Raw genomic sequence first — 20,508 nt, forward strand, 5'->3', positions numbered from 1 at the left:
TTAGGAGTAGCCATGCATGGAAAAACAGCATACTAGTGAGACGCTAGTAGACGTATTGCGCTACAGAGGTATTCAGCAACCTCAGACGCTAGGCTATACCTTTTTGGTAGATGGTGAATCTGAGGGAAGTAGACTCACGTATGGAGCACTGGATAAAGAGGCAAGAGCGATCGCTACCTACTTGCAAAGATTTGTAAAGCCAGGCGATCGCGTACTCCTGCTCTACCCACCTGGTTTAGAATTTATTACTGCCTTTTTCGGCTGCTTGTATGCTGGTCTGATTGCTATTCCTGCCTATCCCCCTCGGCAAAATCAGTCGATTACTAGGTTGGGTGCGATCGTTTCCGATGCCCAAGCAACTGCGATCCTGACAACAACAGCACTATTGCCAATCGTTAAGAACTACTTTGCAGACAATCCAGAACTAGCATCTCTAAAAGTGTTGGCAAGCGATGCGATTTCTGATGCGATTGCACAGGAATGGCAAGCACCTAATATTGATGGAAATACTTTAGCGTTCCTGCAATACACCTCCGGTTCTACGGGAATGCCTAAAGGAGTGATGGTCAGCCACAGCAATCTACTGCACAATTTAGCCTACATTGACCAAGGTTGGAATCACACAGCTAATAGCGTGATGGTGACATGGATTCCGTTCTTTCACGATATGGGGCTAATTTATGGAATACTCCAACCTTTATACTACGGCTTTCCTAGCTATATCATGGCACCCGTGTCCTTTATTGGGCGTCCGATTCGCTGGCTGCAAGCTATTTCCCGCTATCAGGCAACCCATAGCAGCGCACCCAACTTTGCCTATGAATTATGCCTTCGGAAAATTACCGCAGAACAACGTGCTAGCCTAAATCTTAGTTCTTGGCAGGTTGCTTCCAATGGTGCCGAGCCAGTCAAAGCAGAAACGCTGCAACGGTTTGCCAAAGCATTTGCCTCCTGTAGGTTTCAAGAAACAGCTTTTTGTCCGGCATACGGGCTAGCTGAGGCGACGCTGAAAGTGACTACCGTAGAAGCACAAACTCAGCCAATAATTATCAAGGTAGAGGCAACCGCACTGGCACAAAATCGGATAGTGCTGGCAATAGCAGAGAATTCCAAGGCGCGGCTTTTAGTTGGATGTGGCAATAGCCAGCAGGGGGATACCCAAATTGCGATCGTTCATCCTGAATTATTGAGGCGATGTTCACCAGATGAAGTCGGCGAGATTTGGGTAGCAGGAGCGAGTATTACCCAAGGCTATTGGCAGCAACCTGAGAACACAAAATCCACTTTTGCAGCTTATTTAGCAGATACAGGTGAAGGTCCGTTTCTCCGTACAGGAGATTTAGGCTTTTTACAAGACGGCGAGCTATTTATCGCTGGAAGACTCAAGGATTTAATTATTATTCGAGGACACAATCATTATCCTCAAGACATTGAACTCACAGTTACAAATAGTCATTCGGCTTTGGGAACGCAGGGAGTAGCCGCATTTACTATCGAGGTAGACGGTGAAGAACAACTCGTTGTGGCGTGTGAAGTCGAGCGAACTGCTGTGCGGAAGCTTGATGCAAATAAGGTAATTGGCTCTATCCGACAAGCAGTAACAACACAGCACGAGTTAGAACTGTATGCCGTCTTGCTGTTGAAGCCAGCCAGTATCCCCAAAACTTCCAGTGGGAAGATTCAGCGCTATGCCACCCGCGCAGGATTTTTTGCGGGGGCTTTGGAAGTGGTGGAACAGTGGAGGAAGGCAGGGGAGCAGGGGAGCAGGGGAGCAAGGGAGCAGGGGAGCAGGGGAGCAGGGGAGCAGGGGAGCAGGGGAGCAGGGGAGCAGGGAGAATTGAGAAGTCGCAAGTCAGGAGAAAAGGGGGCGGCGGAAATTCAAGACTGGTTGGTAAATAAGATTTCTCAGCGACAAAACATTGCACCCCAATCTATAGATCCGCGTGAATCGTTTGCTTACTACGGGTTAGATTCGATTGCCGCAGTCAGCCTGTCGGCAGATTTAGAGGATTGGTTAGGTTGTCAGTTGTTGCCTACTTTGGCTTACGATTACCCGACGATCGCAACTCTATCAGCCTATCTCACAGAAACTTTATCCCAACAGCGAGAATCTCCAGAACCCAGACAAAACCTCAAATCCGTCGAGGCGATCGCGATTATTGGTCTTGATTGCCGCTTTCCCGGAGCTAATAACTCAGAAGCCTTTTGGCAATTACTACGAAATGGTAAAAGTGCCATCGACCAAATTCCTGCCGATCGTTGGGATTCTCATCTTTTCTATAACCCCATCCCCGCCCAACCAGGGAAAATGAGTACTCGTTGGGGTGGATTTATCAAGCAAGTTGACCGATTCGATCCCCAGTTTTTTTGCATTTCTCCTCGTGAAGCCGAGCGGATGGACCCGCAGCAAAGGCTGTTATTAGAAGTGAGTTGGCAGGCTTTAGAAAATGCTGGATTAGCAAGCGATCGCTTGGCAGGCAGCAACAGTGGTGTATTTATCGGCATCAGTACCAATGACTATGCTCGATTCCAGTTCGATCGGTTGTCTGATATTGATGTTTATGCCAGCACAGGCAACGCTCTGAGCATTGCTGCTAACCGCCTATCCTATCAGTTCGATTGGCACGGGCCCAGTTGGGCAGTCGATACTGCCTGTTCTTCATCTCTGGTTGCAGTTCACCAGGCTTGTCAAAGTTTACGGTTAGGGGAATGTGACTTGGCTTTGGCAGGTGGTGTTAATTTAATTCTCACCCCCCAAATGACAATTGCCCTCTCCCAAGCAAGATTCATGTCGGGGGATGGTCGCTGTAAAACCTTTGATGCGGATGCAGATGGTTATGTCCGGGGAGAAGGTTGTGGAATCGTAGTGCTGAAGCGTTTTACTGATGCCATCAAAGATGGGGATAATATCCTGGCGCTGATTCGCGGATCGGCAGTCAATCAGGATGGTAACAGCAATGGGTTGACTGCTCCTAGAGGAATTGCCCAACAAGCCGTTATCCATCAGGCGCTTGTTAATGCTGGAGTCGCACCTGCAGCGATTAGCTATGTTGAGGCTCATGGGACAGGTACAGCCTTGGGCGACCCGATTGAAGTTAATTCTTTGCAATCAGTGCTGATGTCAGGTCGTTCCTCAAACCAACCTTGTGCGATCGGTTCAGTAAAGACAAATATTGGTCATTTAGAATCAGCAGCCGGAATTGCAGGGTTAATAAAAGTTGTACTGGCTTTGCAACATCAAGAGATTCCCGGTACGCTTCATCTCCAGCAGCTAAATCCGAAGATTACCATCCAAGACACGCCTTTTTCAATTCCCCGCGAAACTCAGAAGTGGTCTGCTGTTGGAGAGCAACGTTTTGCAGGAGTAAGTTCCTTTGGCTTTGGCGGTACGAATGCCCATGTTGTTCTGGAGGAAGCGCCGGAAGTGAGTAGGGGGGCAGGGGAAGCAGGGGAAGCAGGGGAGCAGGGGGGCAGGGGAGTAAATTTCTACCTCAAATCTGTGCTGACGCTTTCGGCAAAAAGTGAAGTAGCGTTACGGGAATTAGCTCGGCGGTATGTGGCGTTTCTGGAGTTTCATTCAGAAGTATCTCTGGGGGATATTTGTTATACGAGCAATGTCGGGCGATCGCATTTTCACCATCGACTAGCTCTGGTTGCAGAATCCTCTGAGGAATTTTGCGAGGAACTAGCAGCGTTTATTGATGACTCACCGCCTTCTAGAACAGGCGATCGTTGTCAGGGGGTTGCTTTCCTGTTCACTGGCCAAGGTTCGCAATATATCGGTATGGGACGGGAACTTTACAACACGCAACCCGTTTTCCGGCAAGCTATAGAACGCTGTGCTGAAATCTTACAGCCATACTTAAATCAACCTCTGTTAGAGGTTCTATATCCAAGTAGTGAGTTAGAAAACCCAACTCAAGCCTCTATTAATGAAACTGCTTATACTCAACCTGCTTTATTTGCATTGGAATATGCATTGTCCCAGCTATGGCAGTCCTGGGGAATTAAACCGAGTGTGGTGATGGGACACAGTATCGGCGAGTATGTTGCTGCAACTGTTGCAGGAGTGTTCAGTCTGGAAGATGGACTGAAGTTGATTGCTGCACGGGGAAGACTGATGCAAGCGTTACCGTCTGTGGGAGCAATGGTAGCGGTATTTGCCCAGTCGCAAGAAGTATCGAGCATCATCGATGAGTATTCGGATGTGGCGATCGCAGCAATGAACGGCGCACATCTGATCATCTCAGGTGGATATCAATCTATTACATCGGCTGTGGCCAGGTTAGAAGCAAAGGGAGTGAAGACAAAACCACTTGAGGTTTCCCATGCTTTTCATTCGCCGTTGATGCAACCCATGCTGGCGGAGTTTGAGCAAATTGTCCAGCAAGTAAACTACTGTCCGCCAAACCCCGATATTCGCTTTATTTCTAATCTCACAGGTCAACTCGCAAAAGCAGAGATCGCCACGCCTGAATATTGGGTGCAACATGTGATGCAGCCAGTCCGGTTTGCTGATGGAATGGCAACTCTAGCAGAACTAGGAGCGTTAGTGTATTTGGAAGTAGGGCCGCAACCGATTTTGTTGGGGATGGGTCGCCAGTGCTTACCGAGTAACGAGTATGTGTGGCTTGCCAGCCTGAGAAAGGAATCAAATTCACAACAGATGTTGTCCAGTTTGGCAACTTTGTACGAGTCTGGAATATCCGTCGATTGGGTAGGCTTCCATCATGACTCTCAACGTCGTCGGGTAGTGTTGCCCAATTATCCCTTTGAGCGATCGCGTTTCTGGATGGAAACTGCATCTAGTAGCGTGACTGCTAGAGAATCGCTCTGTTCGCCAGCAGAAATCAAGCGTTTGCTCGTGCCCCAGTTGGCTGAATTGACAGCCCAACTTAGTCTCAAACACTATGGGGAAGCTCTAAGTACTTTGGAATCACTGAGTATTCTTTATGTGGTGGCGGCATTCCGGCAGATGGGGTGGAATTTGCAGTTAGGCGATCGCTATTCCATCCCTCAACTAACCAAACTAGGAGTCATTGAGCAACATCAGAAACTCGCTTTGCGCCTGTTGGAAATGCTGGTTGAAGAAGGGATTCTTCAGCGAATTGGTAATCAGTGGGAAGTAACTCGAATTCTGGAGTTTACCACACCAGAAGCGCAACTGCATAAACTGCGATCGCAATATCCCCAAGCAAATGCAGAACTGACACTGCTAGAGCGTTGCGGTTCGCACTTGGCTCAAGTCCTCCAAGGTGAAACTCGCCCACTGGAGTTGCTATTTCCCCAAGGCGATTTGACAGCATTAACCCAGCTTTACCAGGATTCCCCCGGCGCAAATGTGATGAACGCGCTAGTCCAAAAGGCAATCTCAACCGCGATTTCCACCGCTACAGTAAACATTTTGGAAATTGGAGCTGGAACCGGCGGAACAACTGCTTACCTCCTACCTCATCTCCCAGCAGATCGAACTGAATATGTCTTCACAGACTTAGGAACGTGGTTCATTTCCAAGGCTCAAGAGAAATTCCGAGATTACCCATTTGTCCGCTATCAGTGCTTAGACATTGAACAAGACCCCCAATCTCAGGGATTTACTAACCATCAATACGACATCATTGTGGCAGCAAATGTCCTGCACGCAACCGAGGATCTACAGCAAACCTTACGTCATGTTCGCAGCCTATTAGCACCAGGAGGATTATTAGTGTTGCTGGAGGGAACAAGTCCCCGACGCTGGTTAGATTTGGTCTTTGGATTAACGCCAGGGTGGTGGAAATTCTCAGACTACGAGTTGCGACCATTCTACCCTTTGTTAGCAGTGGCCGACTGGCTGGAATTGTTGTCTGATTGTGGGTTTCAAGAGGCTGTGCATCTTGCGCCTGATTGCGAGGCGATCGGCGATTCGTTCCAAGAGGTTGTTATCCTGGCTCAGACCATCAGTACCAATAACCCAGTTAACCACAATCATCTTCCATCGCCTATTGCTGCCATTATCAATACGCCACAATCAACATTTCTCCAATCGCTAGTAACCAAGCCTGTACGAGTGCGAGAGGAGGAATTAGTAGCTCATGTCCGCTCATTAGTAGCCAAAGTTTTAGGCTTAAAGCAACCCCAGTCCATCGGTTTGCAGCAAGGATTCTTTGAATTAGGGATGGATTCATTAACTGCTACGGAGTTGAAAGAGCAATTGCAAAATAGTTTAGGCTGTTCGCTTTCCCCAACCACATTATTTGATTATCCGACGGTAGCAGCATTAGCAAATTATATAGAAACGCAAGTGTTGTCGCTCTTAGAACCACAAGAATCAGCCTCTAACTCAGAGAGTTTAGAACAACAAGCCTCACTGCAACAATCATTAGAAAAGAGAGTGAAATTGTCATCGCCCGACCAATCGCTTGACGAAATTGCAGATTTGCTGGCTGCAAAACTAGCATCAATCAGAGAGGAAAAAATGCTATGACTCGTCCTCCAGAAGGCAGAGATTATGGACAATTGATGCAGAACGCATTACTGGAGCTATCAGCCCTCCAAGCAAAGCTCAATACCCTCGAACATGCTGCAACTGAACCCATTGCAGTCATCGGTATTGGTTGCCGCTTTCCTGGAGGAGTTAACTCTCCAGAGGAGTTATGGCTGTTGTGCAAAAATGGTGGTGATGCGATCGCCGAAGTTCCTGGCGATCGCTGGGATGTAGATGCTTACTACGATCCTGATTTAAGTAGTTATGACAAAACTAACACCCGTTGGGGTGGCTTTTTAGCAAATATCAATCAATTCGATCCTGCCTTTTTCGGAATTTCCGTAAGCGAAGCAGCGAGTATTGACCCCCAGCAACGACTGCTATTGGAAGTAAGTTGGGAGGCATTAGAAAACGCTGGATACGACCCCTTACAATTAGCTGGTTCTCAGACTGGTGTGTTTGTGGGAATTGCCACTTGCGATTATTACAAAGCCATGACCGCAATTCCCACTAGAGCCGGCACGGGTATTGCCAATAGTATGGCGGCAAATCGCCTGTCCTACTTTTTGGATGTGCGAGGCCCTAGCGTCACAATCGACACTGCTTGTTCGTCGTCCCTGGTTGCTATTCATACCGCTTGCCAAAGTCTGCGGCATCGAGAGTCAAATCTCTCATTAGTGGGCGGCGTGAATATTATGTTGTTACCGGAGGTGAATATTACCTTTTCGCAGGCTGGCATGATGTCATCTGATGGACGTTGCAAAAGCTTTGATGCTACAGCCGATGGCTACGTCCGAGGAGAAGGATGTGGGGTAGTTATCCTGAAGCGCCTCTCAGATGCAGTCAAAGATGGCGATCGCATTTTAGCCTTACTGCGGGGAAGCGCCATAAATCATAACGGTCGCAGTGTTGGTCTAACAGCACCAAATGGATTGGCTCAACAAGCAGTGATTCGGCAAGCATTGGCAAATGCCAAGGTAGCACCCCATGAAATTGACTATGTTGAGGCACATGGTACGGGTACTTCAATGGGGGATGCTATCGAGCTACAAGCAATCTTGGCAGTGCTAGGACAGGGGCGAACCCTCGATTTGCCCTGCGGACTCGGTTCTGTGAAAACTAATATTGGCAATCTAGAAGCTGCTGGTGGGATTGCCGCATTCATCAAAACTGTCCTCTGTTTGCAACACGGAGAAATTCCCCCTCATCCCCATTTCAAAACCATCAATCTCCATATTGACATCAAGTCAACACCATTCTTGATTCCTACAATCGATCGTCCGATAGATATCAAGCCTCGGTTTGCTGGCGTTAATTCCTTTGGCTTTGGCGGCACTAATGCTCATGTCGTACTGGAAGCAGCAGAGGAGAGCAGGGGAGCAGGGGGGGCAGGGGGGGCAGGGGAGCACGTCAAATCGCTGTTGACGCTTTCGGCAAAAACTGAGACAGCGTTACGGGAACTTGCAAGTTGTTATGCAGATAGTTTAGAAAACTACACCGCTGAATCGATTCCCGATATCTGTTTCACAACTAATATAGGTCGGTCACATTTTAACCATCGTCATGCCATCATTTCATCAGGCGATTTACCCCATTTAATCTCCCAACTGAGGACATTCGCCACTAGTAAACAGACAACAGGACGGCTACAGCCACAGAATCGCCTGAAGATTGCATTTTTGTTCGCTGGACAAGGTTCGCAATACCTTGGTATGGGATGGGAACTTTACAACAGCCAACCTATTTTCCGTGCTGCCTTAGACGATTGCGATCGCATCTTACGCTCTTATTTGGATCGGCCACTGCTGGAGGTACTGTATCCAAATGGAGAGCAGAAGGAGAGAGCAGAAAACAAAAATTCTCTAGATGAAACTGCCTATGCCCAACCTGCTCTATTTGCCCTGGAGTATGCCTTAGTGAAATTGTGGCAGTCATGGGGCATTGAACCCGATGCGGTGATGGGTCATAGCGTCGGAGAGTATGTAGCTGCTTGCGTGACAGGTGTATTTAGCTTGGAGCAAGGGCTGTACTTGAGCGCTGAACCGGGACGACTGATGGCAACGCAGCCTAGAGAAGGGCAAATGGTGGCGGTGTTTGCAGCTAAGGAGATTGTAGAAGAGGCGATCGCATTGTACCAGGATGCTGTTGCCATTGCTGCCTTTAACGGCCCTACTCAAACTGTGATTGCGGGCGATAGACAAGCGGTTTCAGCAGCGATCGCCCGTCTGGAATCGGATTTCATTATGACTCGCGAACTGAATGTTGCCCACGCGTTTCACTCACCCTTAGTAGACCCCATCCAAAATGCCTTTGAGCAGACTTTGAGGCAAATGCAGTTTCATCCCCCTTGTCTACCGTTTATCTCTCATCTTTCGGGAGAATTCGAGCCAGGGGTACTAGATGCTAACTACTGGCGCTCCCAACTGCGATCGCCCGTGCGTTTCGATGGAGGTATCCAGACCTTAGCAGAGGCAGGGTATGAGATTTTCCTGGAAATTGGGCCAACAGATACTCTGGCAAGTATGGGTAAACGCTGTCTACCTAAAAACACTGGTACTTGGTTATCTTCTTTAAGACAAGGGCACGACAACTGGCGATCGCTCCTCGACAGCCTAGCTACCTTATACAACAAGGGTATAAACATTAATTGGTCAGAATTTCATCGAGATTCTCCCAGACAGCGAGTTGCCTTGCCTACTTATCCTTTCCAGCGCCAACGCTGTTGGATTGACTCCTTTTGAGGGACTCCCAAATAAAAAATATCCCACTGTTCCCAGTCAGCAATTAGCCAACATTCTATGCCTATAGGAATCGAGAAACTCAATCTGTACTCAGGGCAGTTCTATCTAGAGATTGCCGATCTTGCCGAAGCGCGTGGTAAAAACTTCCAACACATTGCTGATAGTTTAATGTGCAAAACGCGATCGGTTTATCCGGTTTATGAAGATGCTATTACTCTGGCGGTGAATGCAGCCAAACAACTCTTATCACCTCAAGACTTGGAAGACATTGAACTACTAATTGTTGGTACAGAATCTGCGGTTGATTGTGGCAAATCCCTGTCCACCTGGGTACATCGGTTTTGTAATTTGTCTCCTAATTGCCGTAACTTCGAGGTGAAACATGCTTGTTACGGTGGCACTGCGGCATTCAAAATGGCTGCTTCGTGGGTAGTTTCAGGAGCGAGACCTGGGAAAAAGGCATTGGTAATTAACACGGACTTCAGCAGCGTCACGCTCAATACTGACCAGGAGTTTATCTGCGGAGGTGGTGCAGTAGCGATGCTCGTTAGCGCCAATCCACAAATTCTCGAAATTGAACTGGATAAGGCGGGTTACTGGACAAAGGAGATTTCTGACTACCTGCGCCCCACTTTCAACACCGAAGTGATCAAAAGTGAAACGAGTCTTTACTCTTATTTAGATGCTTTGGAGGGAGCATTCAGTCACTACGAGCAAATCGTGGGTTCTGTAGACTATGATGCTGATTTCAAAAAACACATTTATCATGCGCCCTTTCCAGCAATGACGTTTCAGGCACATCGCACCATACTCAACCGATTTGAGGCGGTAGGGAAAGCGGCTGCTAAGTTAAGTTTTCAATCAAAAGTTGCAGAGAGTATACACTTTGCTCAACAAATTGGTAGTTCGTATGGGGGTTCCAATTTTATTTGTTTGTTAAGTCTTTTAAATTATGCCAAGGATCTGAGTCCAGGCGATCGCATTTCCCTGTTTGCTTATGGTGGTGGTTGCCAAGCAGAATTCTACAGCGCCACTATTGGAAAGGCTGCAACTGAAATTGTCCGCTCGCTCAACATTGACGAACACCTCAATCAGCGACTTCGTTTATCTGTTGCAGATTATGAAGCTAGTGAATTGACCCGTGAAAAATATAGCGATCGCCGAGACTTTAACTTAGAAAACTATTTAGATGAGCGCTATGAAAAACGCTATCGAGACCGAGGTTTACTTGTGTTAAGCAATGTTGAAAATTACTATAGGCAATATAAATGGAGTTAATAGTAGAGGCCATCCGCTATAAAATCGATTCAGGAGTTGCCCAGATTGCCTTGGTGCAGCCCCAAACAGGTAATGCGCTCAATCCATCCTTAATTAATCAACTTAGTCAAGCGTTACAAGCTGCGATCGCCGATTCATCTTGTCGGGCGATCGTGCTTCGGGCTGAAGGAACTGACTTCTGCAAAGGACTTGATTTGGAATGGATATTACAGCAGGGAGGAAGACCTCAAATAGAACTGTTTCAAGCCTTTATAAATTGTCTGCAATTAATTTGTCATTCCCACTTACCCGTAATCGCCTGCGTTGAAGGTAATGTTACGGGTGGAGGACTGGGTTTAGTTGCGGCTTGCGATCTCGTCATTGCCAACGAGAACACAATATTTATGTTGCCAGAAGTCATCATTGGCATGATTCCGGCTCTGATTGCACCCTTCTTACTGCGTCGTCTGACCATAGCACAGCTTAAGTATTTAACCCTCAGCAGTCGGGGAATTGAAAGCCTAGAAGCCAAGGCCTGTGGGTTAGTGGATGAAGTTGCAACTGAGGGTATGGCTGCCACCTTGAACCGACAATTACAACGGCTGTTTCGTTCTTCTCCAGAAGCGATGGCTGCAAGTAAACAATATTTTGAACAACTCTATGGGTCAGATTTACAGCGACAGACCAATATTGCCCTTAATCAACTTGTTTCATGGTTGGAGCAACCCGATGTCTTAGAAGGAATTCAAAGTTTCACCGAGGGATTCTCGCCACCCTGGTTTCAAAAGTACAGGGGAAAAACCCATGTCTAAAGTTTTGCTCGCCAACCTAGAAGACGGTATCTTCCAACTCAAAATGGATGACCCTGAAAACAAGAATCGCCTGAGTGCAGAACTGTGTGATGAATTGATGGCAGCCCTCACTCATCTAGCGACAGAACCGAACCTCAAAGTCTTGATTTTGAGTGGGCGATGGGATGTCTTCTGCGCGGGAGCAACCTTAGACGTAATTAAACAAGTTGCGAGTGGCAATACAGATGTCAAAGATTTATCACTGCCAGATCGACTGCTGAGTTTTCCAGTACCAATTATTGCAGCTTTGCAGGGTCATGCTGTGGGAGGTGGGCTAGCGTTAGCACTCTATTGTGATATTGCGATCGCATCCGAAAACAGTCGGTACGGAGTTAATTTTACAGATTTGGGATTTACTCCTGGAATGGGTATCTCATCTGTCTTACCTGCAATGGTTGGACATCACTTTGCTAGCGAGATGCTCCTCACCGCCAAGCTCTACAAAGGCAAAGAACTCAAGGGACGAGGTTTATTTAACTACATAGTTCCAACTGAAGAAGTTATGACTTTAGCCTTGGATATGGCACGGAGAATCGCTGAAAAACCCAGACATGTTTTGGAGATGGTAAAAGACACCTTGTCATTACCCCGGCGTCAAGCTCTCCAAGCAGCATTGTCTTGCGAACACCTAATGCACAAAATCTGTTTTGGGGTTCCAGGGACATTAGCACACATCGAAGCGGCCTATTTAGCCTAAATTTTGTTTTTTAATTTTCAATATAGGAGACAAGACATCATGGATCGAGAGCAAATATTGAACGTTGTAATTAAACATATCAAACTCAACGTAGATGGGCTGGAAAATATTGAAATTGATCCGCAAAAAACGATTTTACAATATGGAGCCAGCAGTCTGGACGGTGTAGAGATTGTTTCTGCCTGTATGCGAGAACTCAAAATTAAAATTCCCAGGACAGAAGTTTCTAGCTTTAAGACGATCAATGACTTAGTTGAGTTATTTACTAAGTTTAAAAATGAAGTTCGTGAAGAAGTTAAGTAGAGTGATACAAAATAAATTATCTAGTTAAGAAATGGAACAAGGAACAAGGAAGAGGTAACAGTTAATGAATGCAGCGATTTCAGTCGTGTTGAAAAAAACATAAATATTTATAAAAAAGTGAATATTGTGGAAACTAAATTTGTCGTAACTGATGAGGTTCGAGATCCCTTAATGGATTATTTGGAAGACCCGTTTTTACTTGATTTGTTTAATCAGATCAGAAAAGCAGGTTCTATTAAAGAGATTTCTCTAGACCTAACTCATATCTGTAATTTGCGTTGCCAAGGATGTTATTTTTTCGTCAACGAACTAGATCAAAACAAAGCACCTGAAGATGATGCTGAGTTTGATGCATTTATTGAGCGGGAGAAAGCTAGGGGAACCAATAGCATCACAGTATTGGGGGGAGAACCGAGTTTACAGCTTGATCGCTTGCGAAAGCTGGCTCAACATTTCTGGATAGTTGTTGCGACCAATGGCACGATCCGAATTCCTTATGAAGGGCTGGAAAACATTACAATCAGCGTTTCCGTATGGGGCGATCGCGAAACAGATCGGATGCTGCGGGGCGGAGGCAAGTTAGATGTTGTCAGCAGGGCATTAAAAAATTACCAAGGCGATCGTCGAGCGCTTTGGTACTACACCGTCCCGTCTGGTAATGCACATCAAATAGAGGGTGTTGTTGAGCAATGCGTTGAGAACGGCAATTTTGTCCTATTTAACTATTACGGCGATAAGTCAGGTTTGGGGGGCATTTACGATCATCACCAAGGATTTGCAGCGGTGCGCCAGGAAATTGATCGCATGATTGCCCGCTATCCCGATCGCATCTTGATGACACCTTATATCAACAAAGTACTGTCTACAGGGAATTTGTACGGTGAATCCTGGGGATATGATGTCTGTTCTGGCATCAGTGAGAACATGCCAGAGAATGCGGCTCGGTTTAAAAATGGTAAACCCTACAATTCCCATTTTCGTGCTTACAATCCAGATGCCAAAACAACTCGTGTCTGCTGCGCCAGCAACAATCCTGATTGCTCAACCTGTTGTCAAACCTGGGCCCAAATCGGTTGGATTATGCTCAATATGGAGCAGCACTTGGGATCTAAGCAGGAATTTACTAACTGGCTGACAACAATGTATCTGTTTTATTTGATTGATAGAGCAATTGACTTTGAGGCAGGTATCAAGCTTTTGCCTGAGATCCAGAAGCGAGTCAATTGTGAATCCACTCTGACCTTGAAATGATCGCTAATCAATCTCTTATGCCTCAAGATCCTATTGCTATTATCGGAATTGGTTGTCGCTTTCCTGGTGGTGTCCACAGTCTAGCTGGCTTCTGGAACTTGTTGCGTCATGGCGGGGACGCGATTACAGAAATCCCTGGCGATCGCTGGAACGTTAACAAATTTTATCATCCCGATCCAGTAGAACCAGGCAAAATGTACAGCCGCTGGGGTGGGTTTCTCGACCAGATAGACCAGTTTGATGCGAAATTCTTTGGGATTTCCGGCGCGGAAGCGGCTCGGATTGACCCTCAACAAAAACTCTTGTTAGAAACGACGTGGGAGGCGCTGGAGGATGCTGGCCAAGTGCTGGAACATTTGGCTGGCAGCGATACCGGAGTTTTTATTGGGGTACTTAACCGAGATTACAGTTACATTCAAATTGGAGAGCACAATCGCGATGCGATTAATGCCCATACCATAGTTAGCTCAAACCTCAACTTGGTACCAAATCGCATTTCCTACTGCTTTGACTTCACAGGTCCCAGTCTGCCAGTTGACGCTGGCTGTGCCTCGTCACTAGTTGCCGTTCACCTTGCCTGCTCTAGTCTCAGGAATGGTGAATGTAGCCTTGCTTTAGCAGGTGGGATCAATGTCATATTCAAGCCAGAAATCAGCATCGCCATGAGTAAGGCATTTTTACTGTCTGCTGATGGTCGTTGCAAGAGTTTTGATGCCGCAGCCGATGGTTTTGTTCGGGCTGAAGGGGTAGGAGTTGTTGTCCTGAAGCCACTATCCCATGCCCTAGCTGACGGTGATGCTATTTATGCAACGATCCGCAGCAGTGCTGTGAACCAAAATGGCCGTGGAACCAGTTTTACAGCCCCCGATGGTTTGGCGCAACAAGCAGTCATGCAAAAAGCCTATCAGCAGTCAGGAATCCTTCCTCAGCAGGCGCAGTATGTAGAAACTCAAGGCATGGGTTCGTCAATCAGCGATGAGATTGAAGCCAAAGCGATTGGGGCTGTCATCGGCAGCGATCGCTCTTTGGGCAATGAATGTGCCATTGGATCTGTAAAAACAAATATTGGACACATGGAAGCGGCTGCCGGCATTGGCGGACTCATTAAAGCAGCACTAGCAGTTAGCCATCGTCAGATTCCACCCAATCTGCATTTTCAAACCCCCAATCCCAAAATTCCTTGGGAGGAACTGCGGTTGCGCGTGCCACAATCCTTGGAACCACTAATAAATAAGGATAATCAACCACCGATCGTGAGTGTGAATGGTTTTGGTCTAGGGGGCACGAATGTTCATGTGATTCTGCAAGGTGTAGAATCCTTGCCAATTGACGCTGCGATCGCTAACCAACCACAACTGTTTTTAATGTCGGCTCGTAGTCCAGAGGCTTTGAAAGCCTTTGCTAAAGCTTATATTGAGTTTTTAACCCAGGATTCTAGCGCCGGAATTTCCTTGGCAGACATTTGCTATACAACTAGTCTGCGCCGCAGCCATCACTCCCACCGTTTGGCAATGGTGGTTGATTCTAAGAAACAACTTGCCGAGCATTTAATGGCTTTTCTTGCACAAGAAAGCCGCCCTTATATGTTTTCTGGCTATGTAGAGCAGCAGGGGAGAAGTCCTCAATTCAAAATTGCAAATTCTGCTAGTGAATGCGCTCAAATGCTGAATTCCTTAGCAGAGCGTTATACCCTAGAAGATTCCATTGATTGGAACGCTCTCTATCCCAATGGTGGTTCTTTTGTGCGTTTGCCGTCCTATCCGTGGCAACGACAGCGTTACTGGCAGGAATCAGAAGCCTCACGGCAAGATAGATTAGGAGAATCTAATAATGTTGAAGCCTCTAGTGTGATTGGCTCTAAGATTGCGGAACAAATTGATATTGTAGAGCAATGGTCAGTAGCAGCAAGTAGCGATAGCACCGATTTATTAAGCACTTACATTCAAGCACAAATTATCCAAGCCTTAGAGTGTGAAGCTGTTCAACTTGATGTCCAAAAGCCACTTAGTAGTATGGGCATCGATTCTCTGATGGCTGTCAGTCTCAGAAATCGCATTGTCACCAATTTAAAGATTGAACTGCCAATCGAACAGTTCATCGCTAGTCCTAGCATTGCGGAATTAGCTCAAGCTTGCCACGAACAATTAATTTTGAAAAATTTGATACCAACTATTCAGATTGCTAATTTTGTTGAGGAAATAGAGGAGTTAACACTTTAGCCTCAGTTCGGTATTGAGACGAGTACAAGCAAAAGCAGATCGGGTTTTGGAGAGGGCTAAATATGGTATTCAATGAATTGTTAACATCAGGTTTGTCAATCAAAAATTTAGTAGAGTTGACGCGTTATCGCGCCGAACAACAGCCCGATCGCCTCGCCTATAGTTTTGTGGTGGATGGAGAACAGGAAGTAATTAATCTCACATATCGAGAACTGGATCTATCGGCACGAGCGATCGCGGTGCAACTGCAAACTGTCAGTGCCAAGCATGAGCGTGTCCTGCTTCTCTACCCGCCTGGTCTCGATTTCATTACCGCCTTCTTTGGCTGCTTATATGCTGGTACGATCGCCGTTCCTGCTTATCCGCCTCGACAAAATCAGTCCATCTCCAGACTGATGGCAATCATGGCAGATGCCCAGGCTAGGGTTGCGCTGACTACAACCTCCCTCCTCACTACCATTGCTACTCAATTTACGCATCATCCAGACCTGACTACAAAACAGATTTTAACTACCGACACCATCGCTAATCAGCAAGCAGAGTTATGGCACGAACCCGTAATCGATCCAAACGCGATCGCATTTTTGCAATACACCTCTGGCTCAACCGGGACGCCGAAGGGGGTTATGGTCAGTCATGGCAACTTACTACACAATTTAGAACTGATTCATCAGCTTTTCCAAACTGCTCCCAACTACTTAGGCGTATCCTGGCTGCCGCCTTATCATGATATGGGCTTAATCGGTGGTATCCTCCAACCCCTCTATGTCGGTTCTTCAATAATTTTGATGTCGCCCGTTGCATTTTTGCAGAAGCCCTATCGTTGGTTAGAAGCAATTTCCCGCTATCAAGCGACGATTAGCGGCGCGCCGAATTTTGCCTATGACTTGTGCGTACAGAAGATTCAGCCAGAACAATTAGTGGGTCTCGATCTGAGCAGTTGGAAAGTTGCTTTCAATGGTGCCGAACCAGTTCGTGCCCAGACCCTAGAGCGATTTGCTACCAAGTTTGAGCCTTACGGCTTTCGCCCTGAAGCTTTTTATCCTTGCTATGGGATGGCTGAAGGCACATTGTTGATTGCCGGGGGAATAAAAGAGTGCTACCCAACAGTGTGTAATGTAGAAAGTGCTGCTCTCGAACAAAACCAAGTTGCGCTGTGTGGAGAGCAACAGCAGCATAGTATAAAGATTGTTGGGCAGGGGAGGACAGGGTTAGGTCAAACAATTGCGATCGCCAATCCGCAATCTTTCAAGAGATGTCCAGATGATACAGTTGGAGAGATTTGGGTTACAGGAGCGAGTATTGCTCAAGGATACTGGCAAAAACCCCAAGAGACGCAAGAAACATTCTATGCCTGTTTAGACGATACAGGCGGGGGTTCGTTTCTGCGAACGGGCGACCTGGGATTTATGCATAATGGTGAATTATTTGTTACCGGGCGACTCAAGGATTTAATTGTGATTCGAGGTCGCAACTACTATCCTCAAGACATTGAACTGACGGTGCAGGAAAGTCATTCAGCTCTCCGGCAAGGCTGTGGAGCAGTGTTTGCCATTGAGGTAGAAGGGGAAGAAAGAATCGTCGTTGCTCAAGAAATCGAGCGAACCTACTTAAGAAAGCTCAATGCAGATGAAGTGATCGCGGCAATTCGCCAAGCGGTGTCACAGGTTCATGAGTTATCAGTTTATGCAGTGTTGCTGCTCAAGACTGCCAGCATTCCCAAAACTTCAAGTGGTAAGATTTCCCGTACTGTTTGCCGCAATGGATTTCAAACAGGGAGTTTGGACATAATTGCTGCTGACATCTTGCCCCAATGGGATGGCAGAGATAGCGAATATAAATTCACAGCAGCAGAACTGTTAGCGATCGCTCCCACAGAAAGACAGCAGCAGTTAGAGTCTTACATTCAAGCAAAACTAGCAAGGGGACTGAAAGTTGACTTGGCGAAACTCCATCCCCAACAACCCTTGCATCAGCTAGGCCTCGACTCCTTGACTGCAATCGAGATTAAACATCAAATCGAAGTCGATCTAGAAGTGAATGTTCCTGTGGTCAAGTTTCTCGAAGGTGTGACGATCAGAAATCTCGCTGCTCAAATTCTCAGACAATTGACTGGAGTCAATTCTCAGCAGCAAGGTGAAAAGCTACCCTTCTTCTGTATTCATCCGGTGATGGGTGTCGCTTCCGTTTATTCCGACCTGGCAGAGTTATTGGGTCAAGAGCAACCTTTCTATGGGCTACAATCTGCGGGGATTACTGGCGAAGGCAAATCAAAAGATTGTATAGAAGACATTGCTGCTGAGTACATCCACGGTATCCAACAGGTACAGCCAGAAGGCCCCTATTGTCTAGGAGGTTGGTCTTTTGGTGCGCTAGTGGCATTTGAAATGGCCCAACAGCTACAGCAAGCAGGACAGACCATTGTCTTACTAGTACTGATTGATACTCCCGCCTTTTGCGACAATCGCACTCAGAATTTCTTCCAGATGGCTAAATTTCTGGTGAATTCCGTGCTTCGCAATCTTGGTCCTTATCTGGATGAAACAGTAGACCACTTTCTGACTGCTGTCGAAGAACGACAACTCACCCAACAGATTGGAACTAAGACCTCAAAGCCATTGCATTTTTTGATTGAGCCAGGAAGTATAGCTAAGGTTGTCGCTCACCAGTCCAGGCTGAGTAAGCTTTTTCAACCAGCTGCGCGACGGCTATTCCAAGTCATGCAAGCTAACAACTCAGCCCTCCTCAAATACAAGCCACAGCCTTATCCAGGTAAAGTTACCCTCTTTCGGACGAGCAAACAAACTGGAAAAAATCCCCAAGATGCAACCCTTGGCTGGAGCGATCTAGCAATCGGAGGAGTTGAGATTCATCAAATTCCGGGAAACCATCTGAATTTAGTTCTCCCGCCCCATGTAGAGGTACTTGCCGAAAAGCTAAAAGCTTGTCTCGATCGCGTGCAGGTTCAAAAGATGGAGGTGTTGTAGATTTTGCCTTTTTTAGCAGTCTTCTATTAGCTTGATAATACTATCAGAAGATTTATAAAAATAAATAATAACCAAATTTTCTAATTTTATTACTGATAGTTATAAAACAGCACTAACTGATATTATCCTATCAAGTCCCTATCTATATTCAGAGAATAAAAGTCAAACATAAGTAGAACGACTTCAAAAAACTAAACTATGTAAAGAAAAATGAAATACCTTAAACTCTTTTTCCTTCTGCCTCCAGCCTAGCTGGCTTCTGCCGATTCCAATAATCAATATTCACACCGACCTACTTATTATGAGTATACCTTTAAAGCTTCGCAGTGGTTTTAGCTTTGATGAAGCGATTTTAATGGCTAAGTTCTCCAAACGAAGTTATGAAATATTTCAAGTCGGAGGAGGCTCTGTTGAAGATGCCGAAGTCCAAGATATCTATAATTCTCTGTATAAGAATGAGGGCTGGAAATTAGTTCATAGCTTGCAGAATAATGAAAATAATATCCGAGGTTTCATTTTTAAACGGGAAGGAAGTAATCAATTTGCGGTGATTTTTCGAGGCACTATTGTTACCGATCGCGGTCAAATTGAATTAACGGATATTTTGACCGATCTCAATTGGTCATTAATTAACTATGGTTCTCTACCAGATACGCGAGTCAAAGTAGCACGGGGATTTTTTGAAGGATTTGAAGCCGTCAAAGATGAACTGGCTGCCTTTTTTCAGGTTCTCTTAGGTCAAATTAATGCTCAAGATTTTGAGATATTTCAAACCTTGAATCCTGGTAAACAAATTGCCATTGCCCATGCCATTGCTGCGGCTGGAGGAATCCGATTCGGACTGGCCTTTGAGCGTCGATTAAAAAAACTAATTTCGGAAGTCTTCTCTTATGATGCGATCGGCAACCTGAATCGAGCCTGGAGTTTTGCCTGCGATGAACTCTTGAACTTTGAAGACATCTCTAGAGAAGTGAGTGAATTCTCGAATACTCGCAGGGCTGGCGCTAGCTTGAGTTCTATATCTAAGATGCCTAAAAAGGCCAGCCGGATTGAGGTTTTCGTGGGCGGTCATAGTTTGGGCGGTGGTTTAGCTCAACTCGGTGCTCTATTCTTAAAACGCCGTTTTAGTTCTTTAGGAGAGTCAGCTTTACGAGTCAAAGTATACACCTTTGGATCTGTGAAAGTTGGCAATCAGCATTTTGCCAATTACTACAACGAACAATTAGGAGAAGGATTTAGTTACCGCGTCGAAAATCAACTGGATCTGTTTACCCTGGTACCCTTTAGCCTTCCTTTCCCTTTAAGTATGGTTGCTGGCAATGGCTTGAGAGTGGGGGAACTTTACTTAGGCAATTACGAACATGTGGGAGAAGTTCATCACGTAATCGGACTGGGAAATCACGGTGTCTCTCTGAATTTTGGGGGAGCAGCAGAATTTATGGGAGGTATTCCTTTCCCTCACAGCTTCGATACCTACATTCAACTGCTGCAAGAAGACAAAAAACGGTGGCATCAGTTGTGGCAACCGATTAGAGGAATTCTCAGCATCTTTTTACAAGAAATGCTCCAGGAACAAGAAGCTGGGATTGTGATGACCACCGAAGAACAAATACGGGGAGTTCAAGAACAGACATCTGAAGAAATTCGGAATCTCAAGCAATCTCTAGACGAACTTAAAAGCGAAATTCAGCGATCGGGGCTGAACTTGAAGAACGAATAAGAACTGGTAACTTTTA

Annotated in this window: 10 protein-coding genes; all 10 read left to right on the forward strand. The window is 46.2% G+C overall.

Annotated features, from left to right (window positions below; translation table 11 throughout):
- Nucleotides 1–16 precede the first annotated feature (16 nt).
- The gene (locus RMY63_RS27775) at nucleotides 17–6,466 is read left to right on the forward strand and encodes a polyketide synthase (RefSeq protein WP_322731787.1); all 6,450 of its coding nucleotides are present in this window, start codon (nucleotides 17–19) and stop codon (nucleotides 6,464–6,466) included.
- Nucleotides 6,463–9,207 carry a type I polyketide synthase gene (locus tag RMY63_RS27780; protein ID WP_322731788.1) on the forward strand — a complete coding sequence of 915 codons (2,745 nt, stop codon included), beginning with the start codon at nucleotides 6,463–6,465 and terminating at the stop codon, nucleotides 9,205–9,207. Before RMY63_RS27775 ends, RMY63_RS27780 begins: the two co-directional genes overlap by 4 nt.
- Before the next feature lie 57 nt (nucleotides 9,208–9,264).
- Nucleotides 9,265–10,485: a hydroxymethylglutaryl-CoA synthase family protein gene (locus RMY63_RS27785; RefSeq protein WP_322731789.1), complete on the forward strand. Its 1,221-nt coding sequence runs from the start codon at nucleotides 9,265–9,267 to the stop codon at nucleotides 10,483–10,485.
- Entirely contained in the window at nucleotides 10,476–11,276 is an 801-nt protein-coding gene (locus RMY63_RS27790) for an enoyl-CoA hydratase/isomerase family protein (RefSeq protein ID WP_322731790.1), read from the forward strand. Before RMY63_RS27785 ends, RMY63_RS27790 begins: the two co-directional genes overlap by 10 nt.
- Nucleotides 11,269–12,012: a polyketide synthase gene (locus RMY63_RS27795; RefSeq protein ID WP_322731791.1), complete on the forward strand. Its 744-nt coding sequence runs from the start codon at nucleotides 11,269–11,271 to the stop codon at nucleotides 12,010–12,012. Before RMY63_RS27790 ends, RMY63_RS27795 begins: the two co-directional genes overlap by 8 nt.
- Nucleotides 12,013–12,051: 39 nt before the next feature.
- Nucleotides 12,052–12,315, forward strand: a complete 264-nt coding sequence (locus tag RMY63_RS27800) for a phosphopantetheine-binding protein (protein WP_322731792.1) — start codon at nucleotides 12,052–12,054, stop codon at nucleotides 12,313–12,315.
- A 126-nt stretch (nucleotides 12,316–12,441) separates the two neighbouring features.
- Nucleotides 12,442–13,566 (forward strand): radical SAM protein, encoded by a 1,125-nt coding sequence (locus RMY63_RS27805; protein WP_322731793.1) that lies wholly within the window; start codon nucleotides 12,442–12,444, stop codon nucleotides 13,564–13,566.
- Nucleotides 13,567–13,583: 17 nt separating this feature from the next.
- Entirely contained in the window at nucleotides 13,584–15,785 is a 2,202-nt protein-coding gene (locus RMY63_RS27810) for a type I polyketide synthase (RefSeq protein ID WP_322731794.1), read from the forward strand.
- A 62-nt stretch (nucleotides 15,786–15,847) separates the two neighbouring features.
- On the forward strand, nucleotides 15,848–18,772 hold the full coding sequence (locus tag RMY63_RS27815) for an AMP-binding protein (protein ID WP_322731795.1): 2,925 nt from the start codon (nucleotides 15,848–15,850) through the stop codon (nucleotides 18,770–18,772).
- A gap of 301 nt (nucleotides 18,773–19,073) precedes the next feature.
- Nucleotides 19,074–20,492, forward strand: coding sequence for a lipase family protein (locus RMY63_RS27820; RefSeq protein WP_322731796.1), 1,419 nt, complete (start codon nucleotides 19,074–19,076; stop codon nucleotides 20,490–20,492).
- Nucleotides 20,493–20,508 lie beyond the last annotated feature (16 nt).

This window comes from Nostoc sp. ChiQUE01b, from assembly GCF_034531255.1.
Classification (GTDB): Bacteria; Cyanobacteriota; Cyanobacteriia; order Cyanobacteriales; family Nostocaceae; genus Nostoc.